This window comes from Microbacterium canaveralium (genome assembly GCF_047238045.1).
Lineage (GTDB): Bacteria > Actinomycetota > Actinomycetes > Actinomycetales > Microbacteriaceae > Microbacterium.
Genome location: NZ_JBDFMA010000003.1, coordinates 563,714 through 581,444, shown reverse-complemented (window position 1 = coordinate 581,444; position 17,731 = coordinate 563,714). Strand labels below are relative to the sequence as shown.

The 17,731-nt window shown below is 63.6% G+C and carries 14 protein-coding genes and 5 pseudogenes; 5 read left to right on the top strand and 14 right to left on the bottom strand.

The window, feature by feature from the left end:
* Positions 1-3: 3 nt before the first annotated feature.
* The 4 genes from rplC to ABC271_RS03605 all read right to left on the bottom strand — a co-directional run bounded on the left by rplC (position 4) and on the right by ABC271_RS03605 (position 2,322).
* Positions 4-663, bottom strand: a complete 660-nt coding sequence (gene rplC / locus ABC271_RS03620) for a 50S ribosomal protein L3 (RefSeq protein ID WP_134125042.1) — start codon at positions 661-663, stop codon at positions 4-6.
* An 8-nt stretch (positions 664-671) separates the two neighbouring features.
* On the bottom strand, positions 672-980 hold the full coding sequence (gene rpsJ, locus ABC271_RS03615; RefSeq protein WP_013584016.1) for a 30S ribosomal protein S10: 309 nt from the start codon (positions 978-980) through the stop codon (positions 672-674).
* Positions 981-1,419: 439 nt separating this feature from the next.
* On the bottom strand, positions 1,420-1,635 hold the full coding sequence (locus tag ABC271_RS03610) for a hypothetical protein (protein ID WP_412923543.1): 216 nt from the start codon (positions 1,633-1,635) through the stop codon (positions 1,420-1,422).
* A gap of 96 nt (positions 1,636-1,731) precedes the next feature.
* Positions 1,732-2,322 (bottom strand): hypothetical protein, encoded by a 591-nt coding sequence (locus ABC271_RS03605; protein WP_412923542.1) that lies wholly within the window; start codon positions 2,320-2,322, stop codon positions 1,732-1,734.
* Positions 2,323-3,175: 853 nt separating this feature from the next.
* Here ABC271_RS03605 and ABC271_RS03600 point away from each other — a divergent pair.
* Positions 3,176-3,787: an arsenate reductase/protein-tyrosine-phosphatase family protein gene (locus ABC271_RS03600; protein ID WP_412923541.1), complete on the top strand. Its 612-nt coding sequence runs from the start codon at positions 3,176-3,178 to the stop codon at positions 3,785-3,787.
* 259 nt (positions 3,788-4,046) lie between these two features.
* Here the strand turns inward: ABC271_RS03600 and ABC271_RS03595 are convergent, their stop codons facing one another.
* The 5 genes and pseudogenes from ABC271_RS03595 to ABC271_RS03575 form a co-directional block, all read right to left on the bottom strand.
* Positions 4,047-5,534 carry a tyrosine-protein kinase domain-containing protein gene (locus ABC271_RS03595; RefSeq protein WP_412923540.1) on the bottom strand — a complete coding sequence of 496 codons (1,488 nt, stop codon included), beginning with the start codon at positions 5,532-5,534 and terminating at the stop codon, positions 4,047-4,049.
* A gap of 483 nt (positions 5,535-6,017) precedes the next feature.
* Positions 6,018-6,242, bottom strand: a pseudogene (locus ABC271_RS03590) (integrase core domain-containing protein); the annotation flags it as partial.
* Between the two features lie 7 nt (positions 6,243-6,249).
* A complete protein-coding gene (locus ABC271_RS03585; RefSeq protein ID WP_459564429.1) occupies positions 6,250-7,596 on the bottom strand; it encodes an IS30 family transposase in 1,347 nt (448 codons plus the stop codon).
* Between the two features lie 259 nt (positions 7,597-7,855).
* Positions 7,856-8,404, bottom strand: a pseudogene (locus tag ABC271_RS18755) (transposase); the annotation flags it as partial.
* A gap of 223 nt (positions 8,405-8,627) precedes the next feature.
* Entirely contained in the window at positions 8,628-8,768 is a 141-nt protein-coding gene (locus tag ABC271_RS03575) for a hypothetical protein (protein ID WP_412923537.1), read from the bottom strand.
* A 375-nt stretch (positions 8,769-9,143) separates the two neighbouring features.
* On the opposite strand from ABC271_RS03575, the gene ABC271_RS03570 reads away from it, so the two are divergent.
* The 3 genes and pseudogenes from ABC271_RS03570 to ABC271_RS03560 all read left to right on the top strand — a co-directional run.
* Positions 9,144-10,586 carry an O-antigen ligase family protein gene (locus tag ABC271_RS03570; RefSeq protein ID WP_412923536.1) on the top strand — a complete coding sequence of 481 codons (1,443 nt, stop codon included), beginning with the start codon at positions 9,144-9,146 and terminating at the stop codon, positions 10,584-10,586.
* A 204-nt stretch (positions 10,587-10,790) separates the two neighbouring features.
* Positions 10,791-11,096 (top strand): transposase, encoded by a 306-nt coding sequence (locus tag ABC271_RS03565; protein WP_412923535.1) that lies wholly within the window; start codon positions 10,791-10,793, stop codon positions 11,094-11,096.
* Positions 11,093-11,380 (top strand): annotated as a pseudogene (locus tag ABC271_RS03560) (IS3 family transposase); the annotation flags it as partial. The gene ABC271_RS03565 and the pseudogene ABC271_RS03560, both read left to right, overlap by 4 nt.
* 170 nt (positions 11,381-11,550) lie before the next feature.
* Here ABC271_RS03560 and ABC271_RS03555 read toward each other — a convergent pair.
* Positions 11,551-12,750, bottom strand: a complete 1,200-nt coding sequence (locus ABC271_RS03555) for an IS30 family transposase (RefSeq protein ID WP_459564435.1) — start codon at positions 12,748-12,750, stop codon at positions 11,551-11,553.
* Between the two features lie 80 nt (positions 12,751-12,830).
* Between ABC271_RS03555 and ABC271_RS03550 the strand changes: the two are divergent.
* Positions 12,831-13,262: pseudogene (locus ABC271_RS03550) on the top strand (transposase); the annotation flags it as partial.
* A 32-nt stretch (positions 13,263-13,294) separates the two neighbouring features.
* Here ABC271_RS03550 and ABC271_RS03545 read toward each other — a convergent pair.
* From ABC271_RS03545 to ABC271_RS03530, 4 genes and pseudogenes are all read right to left on the bottom strand, one after another.
* Positions 13,295-13,864, bottom strand: a pseudogene (locus ABC271_RS03545) (IS630 family transposase); the annotation flags it as partial.
* A 70-nt stretch (positions 13,865-13,934) separates the two neighbouring features.
* The gene (locus ABC271_RS03540; protein ID WP_412923532.1) at positions 13,935-14,735 is read right to left on the bottom strand and encodes a hypothetical protein; all 801 of its coding nucleotides are present in this window, start codon (positions 14,733-14,735) and stop codon (positions 13,935-13,937) included.
* A gap of 53 nt (positions 14,736-14,788) precedes the next feature.
* Complete coding sequence (locus tag ABC271_RS03535; protein ID WP_412923531.1) at positions 14,789-16,570, bottom strand: WecB/TagA/CpsF family glycosyltransferase; 1,782 nt, start codon at positions 16,568-16,570, stop codon at positions 14,789-14,791.
* A 26-nt stretch (positions 16,571-16,596) separates the two neighbouring features.
* Complete coding sequence (locus ABC271_RS03530) at positions 16,597-17,499, bottom strand: glycosyltransferase family 2 protein (protein ID WP_412923530.1); 903 nt, start codon at positions 17,497-17,499, stop codon at positions 16,597-16,599.
* Positions 17,500-17,731: the final 232 nt, after the last annotated feature.

Below are 17,731 nucleotides of genomic sequence, written 5' to 3'. Positions count from 1 at the left end.
AGATCAGGCACCCTTCACTGCGTTGCGGACGTAAACGATGCGGCCGCGGGCACCGGGGACGGCGCCCTTGACGAGCAGCAGACCCTTCTCGGCGTCGACGGCGTGCACCGTGAGGTTGAGGACGGTCACGCGCTCGCCACCCATACGGCCGGCCATGCGCATGCCCTTGAAGACGCGGCTCGGGGTCGACGACGCGCCGATCGAACCGGGCTTGCGGTGGTTGCGGTGCGAACCGTGCGAAGCGGAGACACCCTTGAAGTTGTGACGCTTCATGACACCGGCGGTGCCCTTGCCCTTGCTGGTGCCGACGACGTCGACCAGCTGGCCGGCCTCGAACAGGCCGTCCACGGTGAGCTCCTGACCGAGCGAGTAGTCAGCGGCATCCGCGGTGCGAACCTCGGTGAGGTGACGACGCGGGGTCACGCCCGCGGCCTCGAAGTGGGCCGTCAGGGGCTTGTTCACCTTGCGGGGGTCGATCTGGCCGTAGCCGATCTGAACGGCGTTGTAGCCGTCCTTCTCGACAGAGCGGAGCTGGGTCACGACGTTCGGAGCGACCTCGATGACGGTGACGGGAACGAGCTTGCCGTTCTCGTCCCACACCTGGGTCATGCCGAGCTTGGTGCCGAGGAGGCCCTTGGATATCTTGGAGTTGATGTCAGCCATGTCGAACCTCAGAGCTTGATCTCGATGTTGACATCGGCCGGGAGGTCGAGGCGCATCAGCGAGTCGACGGCCTTGGGCGTCGGGTCGATGATGTCGATGAGGCGCTTGTGGGTGCGCATCTCGAAGTGCTCGCGGCTGTCCTTGTACTTGTGGGGCGACCGGATGACGCACACGACGTTCTTCTCGGTCGGCAGGGGAACCGGGCCCACCACGGTGGCGCCGGCACGGGTCACGGTGTCGACGATCTTGCGCGCGGACGAGTCCAGTCCGGCGTGGTCGTACGACTTCAGGCGAATGCGGATCTTCTGTCCCGCCATTGTCTGCTCACTCTCTTTCTCGCGTCTTACCCGACCTAGGGCATCGGACGCACGGTGGCGCTCTCGCGCCCTGGCACTTCCCCCCGCTTTCGCGAGAGATGCTGCACCGCTGTTCAGCTGTCAAACCGGACGCCATGGAATCCGGCCCACCCCTCGCACGCAGGCGTGCGAATCCCGTGAAGGATGAGGGGGTTCGGTGTGTGTTCTGCTGCCCGCGGCCCAGGACCCTGCGCTCACGCGCCGCCTGTGCACTGCCCTGGCAGTGATCCTGGCGCGCGCCGAGCGCACGCCGGAATGTGGAACCTGGATAGTCTACGGGGCACTCGGGCGTGTCGCAAACCCGGGCGTGTCGCGTCCGGCATATCCTCAGCCCCCCTTTGCCGACGCGGCGGCGCCGCCCCCGATTCCCGGGGGCGGCGCCGTGCTCCGAACCGGTACGTCAGGCGTTGCCGACGTTCTTGTCGACGTTGTCGCGCACCTCGTCGACCTTGGCGTGCTGCTCGGCCGGCACGACTCTCTTGATCGCGGCGGCCGCGCCGTCGAGGAGCTTGTCGCTCACCTCTTCGGCCTTCTCGCTCTTGAGCGCTTCCTCGATCTTGTCGCGGTTCTGCTCGAGGAGCTGCTTTCCCTTGTTGATGATGTCGTCGACGCCCATGTCGGCTTCCCTTCGCCACCCTGCGTCCGCCCCTTCGGCGGCCGATTGTCCATTTTCCCCGGGAACGGAAACGGACGGAAGGGCCGGGGGTGACGGTCAGATCGTGACCGAGCTGTCAATCGTGTCGAAGTTCACGGCACCCGCCTCGACGGTTGCTCGGGTAGAACCGAGGGTGTTCCCCGACGTCGGCCGAAGTGCCACGTAGGGAGCAGGTACCCGGTTGACAGCACCGTTGAGAAGCTGACCCCCGTAAAGAAAGACGAGTGATCCCGACGTTCCCGAAGCGGTGGAGCCGGCGATCTTCAGCCAGCCCCTGAGGTCGCGGAGCACCGGCGTGTAGTCACCGATTCCCGCCCATTCGACGGTGATCGTCGGAGTGGATGCCACGTACGACCCCGCGGGATATTCGTCACCGTTGCCATCGAAGATGAAGAAGCCGAAGCCGGAGGTCGTCTGATTGATGCGGATCTCGTTAGGGTTGCCACCCCGGTAGGTCGCGATCGACGTTCCCCCGTCGAGCGAAGTGGCGGCACCGGGCGGCACCGGGTCCGGTCCTCGGAGACTGGCGGCAGCAAGTGGGGCCGTTGCCGCGACAGCGATGACCGGGGCGATCCACGCAGCGGTGTGGACGACGCTGCGGCGGCTGACGAAGGAGTTTCGCGCGAAGTCCTGTGACTCTTCACTCATGACTGCCCCTCATGTTCGGTGGTGACCCGCACCGCCGGGACGCGGCGCAGGTTCTGGACATGGTGGCAGGCGGGCTTCGTGGTCGTGCGCGACGCTGATGATGCTTTCCTCCTGAGGACGAGGTGAAGTCGCACCATTATGTGAAGTGGCCCAAACGAGCGAGGGCGCGCCGCACCCTCTGCACGGGCCGCGGAGAATCCAACCCCGGGGCTACAACGCTGCCGTACGCCCCAAGCGTGAGGGGACCGGCCGGGACTCCTGTATCCTAATTCGTCTTCCAATTCACACCCTGCCGCGTCCAATCCCAGCATGTTCAACGCGGCGTTGACGACCTGAGAACTGCTCTCGCGATCGCGCCCCAATTGAATCGCGGTGTGCCGGTGCTTGTGTAGCTGAGGGCGCCTCCGATTGCACGGCGGATTAAATATTCGCTGCCGAGCCTGCGGCTGTTAATACCAGTGTGACGAGCGGGGTGGGCGTCAAACGTCGTGCTGGCCCACGCGAAAGCCTGTGGGATGGATACGGCGGCGACCGGTGCCGCCCAAGCGGTCGTCTTCGGCACGCCGCGATGGGTGCTGCCAGGCGTGGGAGAACGCTTAAGCATGATTACTTCCTTCCGGGTAGGAGATCACGAGGGCAGTGAACCGCCCATGCCCCATCTATCAAAGGCGAATACAGAACTGGCTGGCAAACGCCGGCTCCGTGCAGGTAAGACAACAGGCGCAGGGAGAGCCCCCTCCAGGGCACATCACCGTGCCCCGTCGCTTCAGCGGTCCGGTCGCGCATCCGCTCCGAGTAGCGGTCAGGCCGTAGGCTGTGAACGGAGGCTTTCGACGAAGGAGGGACTGAGCAAATGGGCTTCACAGTTCTATTCGTATGTACGGGGAACATTTGCCGCTCCCCTATCGCCGAACTGCTGCTGACGAGGGACCTGCCGGGAGTCCCGGGAGTTCGAATTCTGAGCGCGGGGACCAGCGCACTGGTGGGGTACGGCGTCCCCTCCACGGCGCGCCGTCTTGCCGCCGAACACAACATAGACGCGACCGAGCACGTCTCACGCCAGATTGACATCGAAATCGTTCGCGGCGCGGATCTCATCTTGACAATGGCGCGAGACCACCGCGGCTATGTCATCGACATGGCACCTGCAAAGATGAGGCGCACATTCACGCTTCGCGAGTTCGCACGAATTACCGATGTCGCGGAACCCATGTTGGCGGAGGCGATCAAGACAGCTGGCGCAACAACACCCACGGATGCCCTGAGGGTCGGGGTGGAGCTCGCCACGTCGACGCGTGCAATGACACCCCGACCGCACAAGCTCGACGAACTCGATATCGTCGATCCCTACAGGAGAGATGACGGAGTGTACCGGCGGGCTTTCGACGAGCTCGTCCCCGCGGCCGAGAGGGTGTCGCGCTATCTAATGCATTCGATCCGTTCCGTTAATCCGAAAGAGACGTAAAGAGTCTCGAATGTGCTGCGGATCACGAATCGCAGCCACCACACAGCGAGCAGGACATCCATTGAGATGACTCGCGAGCCTGTCCTGCCCCGGTCGGGGATTCGAACCGCTCACCGCACCGATTCGCATAATGTCGAGGACGACACACACTGGTTCTCCGCCACTCGCCTACGACCGTTGTGCGCTCTCAGATCCGTACACGGGCCCGAACATTCACACCGGAGGCAGTTGCGGGATGCCGCGTCTCTCCATCATCTGTCTATACCGAATGCGACCGGCGAGAGCGGCGGGTCCCGGTCATCGGCGGCTCAACACCGAAGGACGCGACGTCTTCCATTTCGCTCGCGCCGGCCTCAGGCGCGTAGTATTCGCGAGTGTATGAGTAGTCGTAGTAGGCCCCGCGCCGCTTCGGAACCCTATTCAATACGATTCCGAGCGGCTGAGCGCCGACCTTTCTCAGAGACGCCAAGCCCCTCCGGAGGATGTCTGTCGTGGTCTTACCGGCCGATACGACGACGATCGCTCCATCCGCCTGAGTGGAGAGAACTGCCGCATCTGTGACGGCCAGCAACGGCGGCGCGTCGAGAATGACGATCGCGTTCGTCGACAGGTGTTCGAGCAGACTTCTCATGCGGCCGGAGCCGAGCAACTCGCTCGGATTTGGCGGGATCCGACCCGCCGCTATGATGTGAAGACCTGCAGCGCCAGGAGCCTGAGTAACGTCTTCGATGGACGCACGATTCGCGAGGATGTCAGACAGCCCGGCTCCTTCGACAAGACCGAAATAGGACGCGATCCTGGGCCGCCGGAGGTCGGCGTCGATCAGGTAAACCTGCTGCCCGCTTGCGGCGAGAGCGACGGCGAGGTTCGAGCTCGTTGTCGACTTCCCGTCGCCGGGGACCGGGCTCGTGACCACGATCACGCGAGGCGGATCGTCAACATTCATGAATTGAATGTTGGTCCGCAGCTCCCGCATGGCCTCGCTGACGGAGAAGAGCTCTCTCGGAACCGGCTGACCGTCCAGGGGGAGCAGGTGAATTTTGGTGGCCAACATTTTCTCGAAGGGAATTGATCCAACGACGGACACACCTACCTCAGACTCGAGTGTTTCGGTGGATCGGATGCGCCGGTCGAGCAGATGCCGAACGACAGCGTAGAGCAGGCCAACCACAAGACCGACAAACGCTCCGAGGGCAGAAAACAGCTTCGCGTTAGGATAGCTGGGCTCTTGCGGAAGCTGCGCAGAGTCACCTTCAGTCAATCGCACTGCCGGAGTTCCGCCCGCACTGCTATCTCCGCTATCCGCCCCCGACTCAAGGTCAGCGATCTCCGTCGCCATACTGGAGATCCATGCCTGGGCGAGGTCCCTCGCTGCCTCCGGGCTCGCCCCCTCGGCACGGACGTTGACTATGACGGTGTCGATTGGATTCGTCACCGTTACGCGCCCGACGACGTCTTCCGGTGATGCGTCTAGGCCCAGCTGGTCGATCACGCGTTGGGCGACGGTGCGCCACTTACCCAGGTCGATATACGACTTGACCTTTGCTCTAGCCAGATTGTCGCCGGCGAGAGCGGAAGAGGCTTGCCCATCCCCGATCACCACGTCCACATAGCCGCTCGCGTCCGCGGCATACACCTTGGGTTGGACGAGTGCCCACCCGCCGAACGCAACGGTACCCACGATGGTGAAGATGACAACTGCCAGCCAATGGGCGCGAAGCACCTTGAGTTGCGATCTGAGGTCCACATGCCCACCTTGTCATTACGGAAGCTGCGATCATCGTAAACCAGCGATGTCACCACTTTGGTCACTACCAGGTGTCCGCCGTGTCACCAGCGTCTAGTTGCACTGCAACCGTACCCAAGAGTGCCCGGCAGGGGCAGCGCACTCGGTGACCGCTTCTGGACGCGATCGAGGCAGTGGCGGCGCTCGAGTGTGATGTCATCGGCGACAATTGACGCATCGGAACTGCCGGGCGGACCGTGTATCGCGAGCCGCGGGTAACCCGACCCCCGGCGCAGGAGGCCCCAACCCCTGGCTCATCACCCCGCAGGTTCGCGTATGCCGCTGCAGGTGCATGCGCGGCTCCAGCAGGACACTTTGGGGGCCGAGCAGCGTGCAATCGACACAGAAGGCTGGTCATGACCCGGTCTCCCGGAACTGTGGTTGAGGAGTCGTGGCTGGTTGACGGTGTCTGTTCTCGAACGCTAGCGGGGTGTCTCAGCCGCGCGATCCGTGCTGGCGTCGGCGGTTGTGGAAGCCCTCGATGTACTGGAAGATCGCGTTAGCCAGTTCGACCCTGGTAGACCATCGGCGGCGGTTGAGGAGCTCGACTTGCATGCGCGCCCAGAACGACTCGACCACGGCGTTGTCGTACAGGTGCCCGACCGTCCCGAGCGAGGGTAGGAGGCCCGCGTTGCGGGCGCGCGCGGTGAACGCCCAGGAGGTGAATTGGGCGAGTTCAACCGGTCGATGCAACACCGGGCTGTTGAAGCGAGGATAGCTGCTCGGCGAACACCTCCGCCGGGGTGCGCCAGCCGAGGATCTTCCGGGGCCGGTTGTTGAGCGCGAGAGCGACCGCTTCGAGGTCCTCGGCCGACCACCGCGACAGGTCGGTGCCCTTCGGGAAGTACTGCCGCAGCAGCCCGTTGGTGTTCTCGTTCGTCGGGCGCTGCCAGGGCGAGTGCGGGTCGGCGAAGAACACTCTCGTGCCGGTATCGAGGGTGAGCTGCGCATGCCCGGAGAGTTCCTTCCCACGATCCCAGGTGAGGGTCTGGCGCAACTGGACGGGCAGCGTGGTGAGCGACGCGGCCAGTGCGGCGTTCATCGCGAGAGCGCCGTAACCACCGAGCGCGGGCCCGTTCTTCACCACGGGCTGCTCGCCCCAGCCCTCCAGCCGGGGCAGTTGCACCAGCATCGTGGACCGGCTGGAACGCTCGATGAGCGTCCCGATCGCCGAGCGACCGGTGCCGATGATCAGGTCGCCCTCCCAGTGCCCGGGAACCGCGCGGTCGGCAGCCTCGGCGGGACGCTCGGAGAGCACGACGTCCGCGGTGACATGCCCCTGCGGCTTGTTCCGCGACCGTTCCCGCGGCTGACGCAGCGCTCGCCCGGTGCGCAGGCAGGCCACCAGCTCGCGCTTGAGCGCGCCGCGGCCCTCGATGAACAGCGACTGGTAGATCGCCTCGGGGCTGATGCGCATGGACTCATCATCGGGGAAGTCGATCTTCAGCCGGGAGATCTGCTCCGGGCTCCATGCCAGCGACCAGCACCTGTCCGCCCGATGCGGCTTGTTCAACCCCTTCCAGGGCGGCGGCGTCGGCCCTTCGACCGCGGTGCCGTCGGGCCGGCGCACCTTCCCCGCGAGACGGTCCTGCACGTACTCACGCAGCGCGTCGTTCACGACCAGCTTCGCGACCTTCGGTCGCTTCGCCGACTCCTGCGCCTTCCACTGCGCCACCAACGCCCGATACTCCGACTTCCCGCTCCTCGTCGCCGCGTTCCGCCGCAGCTCCCGGGAGATCGTTCCCGGATCCCGGCCCAGCTCACGCGCGATCTCGCGCACGCCCTTGCCCTTCGCGCGCATGAGTGCGATCTCCTCGCGTTCTTCGAAGGACAGGTATCGGCCCGACGGTTCGGTCAGACTCAGCGGCGTCATGCCGCCAGCGTGGCGAAACCAGCGCATCCCGACCGGCACGGACACGCCCACCGCGATCGCAGCTTCCGCGGACGTGATGCCCGTCGCGATCAGCCGCCAGAACTGTCGCTGCACCGCCTTCGAGGGCGCAGGCCGTCCGGGCGAACGCATCGGCGGCCTGAGAGCCCGATCCGCGCGCCACTGCCGACGAACCCCCTCGGGCGCATCGCCGGTCTTCGCAACCCAGTCTTTCGTCGCCACCGCTCACCTCCGCTGTCAAGGTGTTGCGACGACCGATTGAATCCGCCTTGCGTGCCGTGATCCCGTGGATGATCGTTCCTGGCCCTGGCTGGCGAGAATCGATCGCCATCCGGAGCGCGTTCGTGGCGAGCTCCGCGGTTGCGTAGTGCCGATCGCCCAGCCCGGATTGCCGCATCAACAGGCCGACGGTGTTATGCCCGATCGTGATTTCGTGGGAGCACTGCAGTTCCGCGCGCACCCGCATCCGCCCGTAGGTGCCGCACGACGCTTCGTGGATCTGCCCGATCAGGTTGGTCAGCCACGCGTGTCGAATGGACCGGGTTGCGGGTGCGCGTGACCTCCAGTCGTAGTATTCCGACGTCGAGACTCCGAGCGCGCAGCATGCCTTCCGGATGCGGACTCCGTCAGGGTGGAGTTCGTCCACGAGACGGAAACGGTCTTTTGGGAGCACCACCTGCTCGACAGCCGCAACCGCCTTCCGGAGGATCTTGTTCTCTTCCTCCAGCTCACGGATGCGCCGGTTCGCGGCAGCCAGCTCAGCCGAGGGTGCATGCCCAATTGCGGGTTTCATACCACGGTCGATAAGGTCTTGCTGCTTCCACCGGTACAGGCACGACTGCGCGATGCCGAGTGTCACGGCGGCGTCGGCGACGGTGCGCCCCGCTCTCAATAACTTGAGCGCGCGCTCACGAAACACGGACGGATACGGTCTCGGCATACGATCACTTCCTCTCTCAGAAGCAGCCACATCCTCTGAACCAATCGTTCAGGGAAACGAAGGCAAGACCAGGTGTCCGCGGATGCGACCTCGGCAGCGTCGTTGTACGTGGCGGGCGGGCCGGGGAAGCTGACGCTCGGCTTTACCCAGGAGGACGCGGGGGCATCGGCGATCATGGTGACGATGCCAATGCGGCAGGCAAGCACGGGGGCGTATCGGGAGATCACTTTGGATCCGCGCTGGTTGCGGCGGTGCCGGGGCCGGTGTCGAAGTTGGTGGCGTTGTCGGGTGTGAATCGGGTGGAGAAGGGGACGTCGGTGGCGTCGTCGGTGACGGTGCGGGACTCGTCGGGGTGGCCGTCCACGGGGGCTTCGGTGTCGCACGTGTCTCAGAACGTGCCGGTAGCGACGGTGGGCGCGTCGAGAAATGTCACGGGGGTCTCGCGGGGAACGTCGAAGGTGACGGTAACGGCGGTGCCGGGCAGGCCACGGTGTCCTCGGCTGTCACGGTCATCGTGACCGACTCCACTCACGTGCAACAATAATTTGGCGGCCCCCCGACCACGGTGGCCGATGGGCTGCCGACCCAGCCAAACTCGCCTCCTGCGACGTAAGGTTTTGGTCAGGCGGTCAGACATCTAGAAGACGCGAAAAACTCATCACATCCGCGATCCACTTGACGACAATTCGCGCAGGGCTTAGGCGGGGTCGCGCCGGAACTCATGCGCGGGGAGATGCTCATGTCTGTTTCTCGCGAGGTTCATCTCGGGGCCGGAGGCCCTCCTCTTGGCAACCCGCCGCAGAAGTTTGCGGAGTTCGCCCTGTCGATCGCACTCGTGATTGCAGTCTTCCAGTTCCAGGAAGTTCTTCCCTTCGCGCCGCTGTCGCTCTGGTGGCTGCTCTTGGCGATTCCCGCTCTCCTCGGGGCGCCGAACCCTAGGTGGCCAGCGGTCGCGGCGTTGACCCTGGCTCTAGCAAATGTCGTTGTCAGCTTCTGGTCGCTCATCCCGCTGGAGGCCATCAGGATGAGCGCTAATTTCGTGGGTTTGTCGGTATCAGCTGCGCTCACGGCCAGGATCCTCAAGGGCAGCCTTTTGAATCTCAGCCGTCCGCTCGCGATCGCCGCTCCTGCGCTGGCGATTCAAAGCGGACTCACCATCCTGTTTTTTATGCGTCCAGACATAGAGCAGCTGTACTTCGACTGGCAGTATTCCACCTACTTTTCCGGCGCGGGCGTTAAGCTGCTTTTTACAACGGGGTTCAATAATGTAGTTTTTCCCGAGAAGTCTGGCGGTTTCTTTCTCAATGGGAATACGGCCTCGATGTTCATGGCCATGTCGGCATGGCTGTATTTCGGTCTGGGCGCGAGGACCAATCGCAAATGGATGATGTGGTTCTCTCTTGTGCCGTTTGTTGGCGCAATCGGGACCGGCTCCAAGACTGCGTTGCTTCTCGCGGGCACGTCTGTGCTCGTTGTGGCGCTCCTTACGGTCGTGCGCAAGAGCATCATTGCAGGTGCGGCTGTGGCGATGTTGCTTCCCCTGGTTGGCCTTTTCGCGCTCAGCGCATTGAGTTCCGCTCAGGCGTTCAGTCAAGATACGTCTAATACTGTCGGCTCGAGAGGCCGCATCTGGGAGCTGGCAGCGGCGGCCATTTCCCGTAACAGCGTGACGGGCCTCGGGTACGGCGGATGGAGAGAATACTTCCGTCAAGAAGGAGGATTCATTGGATTCGACGAGCGGCCTGCGCACAACTTTTTGATTCAGGCTTGGCTTGACGGCGGAATAGTTTATCTTGCCCTCATCTCGATGTTCGCGATTGTGTCCGTAGGATCCGGGCTTGTTGCGGTGCGCCGTGCATCAGGAGTGCGCGATGCGCTTGCTAGCGCCTCTGTGTTGATGAGTGTGACGTGGGTTTTCGTTCATGGTTTGGCGGATAACACTTGGGTTTACGGTGACTGGCACTCTCTGCCATTCTTCGGCGTGGCGCTAACGATTCTCGCCTCATGGAGCGCATCGCCGACGTTGGAGCCTCGCTCCGGTTCCGCTAGCGAGGCTGTGCAGTCAGCGCAGGCGAAGAACACTCACGCGCCCGATGGGCGCGACACATCGGGGATCAAGCGTTCTCAGTCCCGCACCTGCGGCGAGGATTGTCCGTTCGAACATCAGACCGTAAGTGGCTAGGGCAGCCGGCGTCGTAGCCGATCCGACCGCGGACTATGGGGATCGGAGCTTGAACCGCCTTTCCGGACACCTGGTCTTGCCTTGGTTTCTCGGAACGGTTGATTGAGAGGATGTGGCTGCTTCTGAGAGAGGAAGGGGTGTGAGGAACGAATCGGTGACAACTGATCGTTAGTGCCGGGAGGCGCTGGCGGGGAGGATGTCATCATGCCCGGTCCCTATCCCAGAGAGTTCCGCGAGGACGTTGTCGCGGTCGCTCGGCGTCGTGAGAGCGGCGTCACCATCAAGCAGATCGCCACTGACTTCGGTATCAGCGAAGCGACGTTGCAGAACTGGCTCCGCCAAGCCGATGTCGAGGACGGCAACCGTCCCGGCCAGACTGCTGCCGATGTCGCCGAGGCCCGGGAGCTGAAGAAGCGGATCCGGCTGCTCGAGCAGGAGAACGAAGTGCTTCGTCGTGCGGCGGCGTATCTGTCGCAGGCGAACCTGCGGCTCGGTGGCTCCCCAAAATGACGTACCCGCTCGTGTCTGAGCTCGCCGACGCGGGGATTCCCGTGACGGTGTCGTGCCGGGTCCTCAAGCTCGCAAGACAGCCCTACTACCGGTGGCGAAACGACCCGATCCGGGACGCGGACGTGCTCCGCGCGTACCGCATCAACGCGCTGCATGACGCACACCACGACGACCCGACGTTCGGCTACCGATACCTCGCCGACGAAGCTCGTCGAGCGGGGTGGCGGATGAGCAGGCGGACGGCGTGGAAGCTGTGCTCGCAGGCCGGGATCCTCTCGTCCGCGCAGCGCCGGCGGCGCGGGAAGGGCAAGAAGGCCGGTCCGCCCGTGTTCGACGACCACGTCCAGCGGGTGTTCCGCGCAGACGCGCCGAACCGGCTCTGGCTCACGGACATCACGGAGCATTGGACGAGCGAAGGCAAGCTCTACTGTTGCGCGATCAAGGACGGGCGGTTTCAAGGAGCCAACGCAACACTGCTGATTAGTTCGTCCAGTTTCTCACGAGGTGTGTGGAACCCGAGAGTCTTGCGAGGGCGGTCGTTGAGCTGGGTGACCATGGCTTGGATCTCGGCATCGGTGACGGCGTTGAAGTCCGTTCCCTTCGGGTAGTAGTCGCGAACCAGGCCGTTCAGGTTCTCGTTCGATCCGCGCTGCCATGGGGCGTGGGGGTCGCAGAAGAACACGGGGCAACCGGTCGCGATCGTGAAGTCTCGATGCCGCGCCATCTCCTGTCCCTGATCCCATGTCAGCGTTTGCCGCAACCAACGCGGTAGCTGAATGATCTGGTGCTGGAGGACATCGATCACGGTCTCGGAGTCACGTGTTCCAGGGAGGCGACCGATGAGAGCGAAACGCGTTGCCCGTTCCACGAGAGTGACGAGGCCTGAGTTTCCAGGACCGACGACGAGGTCACCTTCCCAATGCCCAGGAACAGCACGATCAGCGGCCTCGGCTGGGCGATCAGCGAGTCGCGCCCCTGCCAGCCAAGGACGGACGTCACGAGAGGGCAGCCGAGAAGCAGGCGTCCTGCTCACGCGACCTGATCGAAGCGCCTTCGCGACGGTCAGCTCATGCCGCAATGCGCCCCGGCCCTGCACGTAGAGAGCTTTATAGATCGTCTCGTGAGACACGCAAAGCTCCGGCCGGTCAGGAAACTGCATACGCAATCTTCCCGCGACCTGCTGCGGAGAGTGCTTCTCATTCAGCCCCGCGACAACAAGAGCACGAAGTCGGGGCTGATCGAGCTTGCTTGAACGGCCTCCCCGTCGAATCCTCATCGTGTGGTGGTGTGCGACGCCCGCGTGGTACTTGAATTCGCGCGTCGCACCGCGCCCACGCCCGGTCTCGACCGGGTAGCGACGGAGCTCCCGAGACACTGTCGACGGTGCGACTTCCAGGTGCTTCGCGATCGCCCGTATCGACCACGCTGGCGTACTGCTGATCGCCATCTCGATGAAGATCCGGTCCTCACGCGTGAGACGCCGATAAGTGCCAGATGGATCCCGTAGCGGCTCCGGATCGCGTACCCGCTCGATACCACCGCGAGCACCCATGCGAATGACCATGCCCGCAAGCCTGGCCCACTCCACGACCGCTCCCGTGTTCACCTGGAATCGCCGAGCCGTCCCCTGCGCCGACGCGCCTGAGAGCAGCATCGAGTACGCGATACAACGTTGGTCCCACGAAACCGTCACGATTACCTCCAAGAGAAGGTGTTGCGTTGGCTCCTTGAAACCGCCACGTGTTCTCGAACCGGATCGTGGGGTACTCGATCTCGGATCGGATGACCGCGAAGCTTGCCGTCGACGCCGTCCGCAACGCCGTCGCCCGGCGCGGTGAGGTCGCCGGCTGCATCCTGCACGCCGATAGGGGCAGCCAGTTTCGCAGCCGGGCGATGGCCCGCGAACTGCGCCGTCACGACATGGTCGGATCGATGGGACGAGTCGGCGCCGCGGGAGACAACGCGGCCATGGAGTCGTTCTGGTCGCTGCTGCAGACGAACGTGCTCAACCAGCAACGCTGGGCAACACGGCAGGAGCTGCGCCTCGCGATCGTCGTCTGGATCGAACGGAAGTATCACCGCCAGCGCGCCCAAGACACCCTCGGCGGCTTGACGCCCATCGAGTTCGAAGCCAAGCTAACCGAGCCGCTCACACTCGCGGCCTAAACCGAACCTGTCACCAGTTCGTTCCTCACGCCCGACCTCGATAACGCCTGCACCTGCGACTTCTCATCGACCGAGAGCACGACGGCGGATTCGGGCGGGTCCAGGTAGAGACCGACGATGTCGTAGACCTTCTCCACGAACAACGGGTCGTTGGAAAGCTTGAACCCATCGGTGCGGTGAGGCTTGAGACCGAACGCTTTCCAGACCCGCCCGATCGTGGAGGCGGACAGCCCGGTGCGCTCGGCCATCTTCGCCCGCGACCAATGCGTCGCGTTCTCCGGCGTGGACTCCAACGTCGCGACCACGACATCTTCGACCTGCTCGGCGGTCACCGTCGCGGGCCGACCGGGGCGGGGGTCATCGACGAGACCGTCCAGGCGATGCTCCAGGAACCGGGACCGCCACTTGCCGACCGTGGGGCGGCTCACTCCGAGGCGCTCGGCCACCACCGTGTTCGCGTCCCCCGTCGCGCACTCAAGCACGATCCGCGACCGCAACGCCAGAGCCTGCGACGACTTGCGCCGCCGAGCCCACCGAACAAGCTGCTCACGCTCGTCATCGGTAAGGACCAGATCAGCTTTCGGGCGCCCAGTTCGTGCCATACCCCATTCTAAGACATAGATAACGAATTACTGGCGCATGACACTAGCTTCAAGCTTGCCAAGTTGGCAGTCAACCCTCGTAGCGGAGTCTGTCCAGCAATTCGGGCGGGTAGGCGACCACCGCTGCCTTGTCGTTGTTCCCGCCGTCGAGGTTTCGGTGACGAAGTCCAACATCCTGGGAACTGAGAAGAAGTGGGAAGTCGTGCGGCGAAGGCTCAGCTTGGGCGACACGAATCTGAAGTGACACCGCAATCGAGTGCAGCCAGATGTCGTCGACGTGCCGGAGCGCTGGATCATAGGTCGCTCCCCGCCGCCGCAGCTCAGCGAGCATATGCGGGGGATAGATCGCACCGGAAACCCCGAGAGCGAAATGGCGCAGCCGTGGAACGGTCGAACTGACCTCGGGCCAGTCCAGGTACGTTGCCAAGTCTCCCTCGGGGGTGAATGTCACGACACGCGCCCGGTAGCAGTACACATTCTGCGGATCCCTGGACCAGGACGCATACAGTCGTTCCAGCCACCAGACGGGGTACATCGTGTCGTCGTCCGCGGTCACCAATGGCAGCTCGTGGGTAGTGTCCGACAGCACGTATGGGAGGTACTTCGTGTGCGGGCCGAAATTCTCGGAGAGTAACACCTCCAGCCCGCGGCGCTGTAGGCGCCGCAATGACTTTGGCAGATTAGCGTAGATCTCTGGATCGTCGAGCCAGAGAATGAGTCGGGACGGCTTCACGGCGCCCCGCGCGATGCTTTCGATCGTCAGGTGCACCTGCGCGACGCGCTTTCCGTAGGACGTGAGGGACACGATCGCGGGTACTGTTCCCGTCACCGGAACCCTCGACAGCTCATTACGGATCTGCAATGAGATCATGAGGAGCGCCTTGTGGACACCTCGTGTGAGCCGGTGTGCAGAAAAGTCCATCGTCATCGAACCCCCAGGCTGTCTCGGAAGAGATCTCGCCATCGGCTAGTGATCGCGAGTTCTCCGTACTCACGCCGCACATCATCGAGCCCCGCCCTCAAGCTTGGGTCGTCGCGGCTTGCCCGGGAGATGGCGTCCGCCAGCGCCTCAGCACTTCCCGCCGGGAACCCGACGGCTGCACCTCGGTCGAGGAGGAATCTGTGAGTGGTGATGTCACTCACCACGATTGCGCAGTTCTCAGCTACCGCTTCCAGAAGGGACACGGGCATAGCCTCCCAGAGCGACGGCAGGACGAACACGGACGACTTCTGCATGAGGGTGCGAACCGTTGAGTTCGGCAATCGTCCGGCGAAAGCGACGCGGTCGCTCACGCCGACTTCCGCGGCATGTCGCTGCAGTTCGGCGGTCAGCGGGCCACCTCCGACGAGGGTGAGGCGGCGTCCCGGCAGTAGCGTCATCGCCTCGATCGCGGTACCGATCGACTTTTCTTCTGCGTGTCTCGCGACGATCAAGATATCGGGAGTCTCCGTCTCCTCGTCCTCAGACATCCTCGCAGCGGGCACCGGATTGGGGATAATCGTAGCTCCATCGACATCCGCAATCGCAGGGCTGACATACACCTCATCCGTGAACTTATCCCATCGCCGAGCCCACCGTACAAGCGCACGAACGACGCTGGGATAGCGATCCAACGGCCAATGATGGACGGGAAAGAGTGCCGTATTGCTGCGGCTGGGCCACAACAGAAGTGCTGCGGCCATGGCGAAATGGGTGTGAGCCAAGACAATGTCAGGCGCCTCGCGACGCAAGCGGACTGCGCTCCGGGCGAACGTCAGAAGCTCGCGAGGACTCCGGGGCCTTGAGGCGGCCACAAGACGGGGGTTGGGGAAGAGGTCACTGCCCGACTTGTCGTAGAGGAACCATGTATCGATTTCGAAGTCATCCGCCAGCGCCTCTTCCGTCCACCTCGCCATAGATTGCGCGCCTGCCGGCTCCAGCTGGGTGACGATCTGCAAGACCTTCGGGCGACGCGGCGTCTCCTGCACGTCACTCAGACGAGTAGGAGACTGCCTTCCCATCAGGTCCCCGTCAGATGTGATCACAGTGTTCTCCTTGATTCGGTCTGTGATGCGTCGACGCCCGAGCACCGCTGACACGGCATCTACTGTGTACCGTCGGCCGAGGCGACGCGGCTCGTGAATGATGCGCCAAAGCCAACCCAACCGAAGCGAATGGACGATAGGCGGGAAGTACTGCGCCTTCTTGCTCAACTGATCAAGCCAGCCACCGGCGGTGAAGATCGTGGCGTCTGGGAAGGCTGCTCGCAGTTCTGCGCCGACCCTGTCCTGTAGACCTGCGCCGAGGCCGAGGATGATGACGTCGGGCGACGCGGCTTTAAGTTCGTTCGGGTCTCTTCGCAGTTCTTGGAGCTCGCTGTATCCGTCGGCAGTGAAAACCACCCCGCGCAACTTCTCGGCTGCACGGTCCGCCACCCCAGGCGCTCCACCGATCAAAGCGAGCCGAGCCTCGGGTCGCAACTCGAGGTACAGCGGGATCGTCAGGTCTGCCGATGATCGACCGGTCCGAATGCGGCTCCAGGAAAGCAGCAACTGCAGGAGCGTACCGTCGATGCCTACAAAGTCGGCGCGGGCAACGGCTGACCAGTCCGCATGCAAAGCGGACCAATGGTTGAGCCAGGTCACCGACAAGCCGTGTTCGCGCCCAGAGAGGCGGGCAGCGAAGGCGGCCGGATAGCGCCACGCGCCCGGAAGTGAGTCGCTCATGGTGCCTTCTCCCAACGTCTCCATGATCAGTCGTAACCAGGCTGGCCGAGTACACGACGCATGACGGCTGCTGAGAAATGCGATGGCGTCGTATTGGCCAATACACCGGCAAGGTGACGGGCACGCTTGAGAGGCGTCTGTCCCGCGTAAAGGTTGGCGATGTGGACTTCTCTGCGCAGACGACGTCTCTGCCGCCGCCCCAGCAGATCCTTGTGCTTCTCTCGATAGGCCGCAATGCCTCGCGCCCGCCGCTCGCTGCGCGTGGAAAGGTGCTCTCCAGCCGCCACCCTCTGACGGACGAGGTCCTCCTCGACGGTGGTGTAGAGCAATCCAGAGTCGAGGAAGCGAACGAGGAAATCGAGATCGTTGAACACCCAGAGCTGTGGGTCGAATCCTCCCACTCTCTCGAACGCAGTCCGTCGAATGACGAAATTGCTTCCGGTCACGCCGGGGTTGTCCGCAACAACATCTCTGGCGGACTTTCCCCGAGGGGCCCGCCAGTTGTGTTCACGCACTACCCCATCGCGCTCCAGAGACCCCCATGCCACAGCCATCGAGGCCGCCGGCTCAAGGTCGAGCGCTGCGGTCATCTTCTCGAGGTACGTGGCCTCCCACACGTCGTCATCGTCCAAGAACGCGAGGAACTCGCTAGCAGCCCCTTCCGCGCCGATGTTACGAGATCGTGAGGCCCCGGGGTGGCTAAGTCCGCTCGCGTCGCGAAGTTCCACGAGACCGGCGCCCGTGTCCAGAATCTGGCGAAGAGATGAACGATCGGGATCCCTGCCCGTATCGTCCACGACGACTACCCTCTCGGGGAGGTGGGTCTGAGCGAGTATCGAGCGAACGGCCGCGTAGGCGAGATCATCCCGATCGTGAGTGGGAACCACACAGGTGACAGAAACGGTCGCGCGATGGCTTGACGAAGTCATGAACGCCCCTAGACCAGAACCTGCGCTCGGAGGGCGCTATCCGTTCGAATGAACTTGGACATAGCCCGCAGCCGGCTGATCGCTGGGCCGTGCGAACCCGCGTCATACACAGGAAATCGGTGAAAATTTGGTACTACATTCGGCATTTTGCCCCCGTGGAAGTGACCGGAACGCCGACGCCGATGGCGGCACGATTGATCATACTGTCCCACGCCCTTCGAGCAATTTCACC

What these genes read in the sequence shown, in the direction of transcription:
- ABC271_RS03585 (WP_459564429.1), bottom strand. Translation starts at nt 7,596, where the DNA reads ATGCGTTCGCCCGGACGGCCTGCGCCCTCGAAGGCGGTGCAGCGACAG.
- rpsJ (WP_013584016.1), bottom strand. Translation starts at nt 980, where the DNA reads ATGGCGGGACAGAAGATCCGCATTCGCCTGAAGTCGTACGACCACGCC.
- ABC271_RS03540 (WP_412923532.1), bottom strand. Translation starts at nt 14,735, where the DNA reads ATGATCTCATTGCAGATCCGTAATGAGCTGTCGAGGGTTCCGGTGACG.
- ABC271_RS03555 (WP_459564435.1), bottom strand. Translation starts at nt 12,750, where the DNA reads ATGCTGCTCTCAGGCGCGTCGGCGCAGGGGACGGCTCGGCGATTCCAG.
- ABC271_RS03565 (WP_412923535.1), top strand. Translation starts at nt 10,791, where the DNA reads ATGCCCGGTCCCTATCCCAGAGAGTTCCGCGAGGACGTTGTCGCGGTC.
- ABC271_RS03530 (WP_412923530.1), bottom strand. Translation starts at nt 17,499, where the DNA reads ATGACTTCGTCAAGCCATCGCGCGACCGTTTCTGTCACCTGTGTGGTT.
- rplC (WP_134125042.1), bottom strand. Translation starts at nt 663, where the DNA reads ATGGCTGACATCAACTCCAAGATATCCAAGGGCCTCCTCGGCACCAAG.
- ABC271_RS03600 (WP_412923541.1), top strand. Translation starts at nt 3,176, where the DNA reads ATGGGCTTCACAGTTCTATTCGTATGTACGGGGAACATTTGCCGCTCC.
- ABC271_RS03570 (WP_412923536.1), top strand. Translation starts at nt 9,144, where the DNA reads ATGTCTGTTTCTCGCGAGGTTCATCTCGGGGCCGGAGGCCCTCCTCTT.
- ABC271_RS03610 (WP_412923543.1), bottom strand. Translation starts at nt 1,635, where the DNA reads ATGGGCGTCGACGACATCATCAACAAGGGAAAGCAGCTCCTCGAGCAG.
- ABC271_RS03535 (WP_412923531.1), bottom strand. Translation starts at nt 16,570, where the DNA reads ATGAGCGACTCACTTCCGGGCGCGTGGCGCTATCCGGCCGCCTTCGCT.
- ABC271_RS03605 (WP_412923542.1), bottom strand. Translation starts at nt 2,322, where the DNA reads ATGAGTGAAGAGTCACAGGACTTCGCGCGAAACTCCTTCGTCAGCCGC.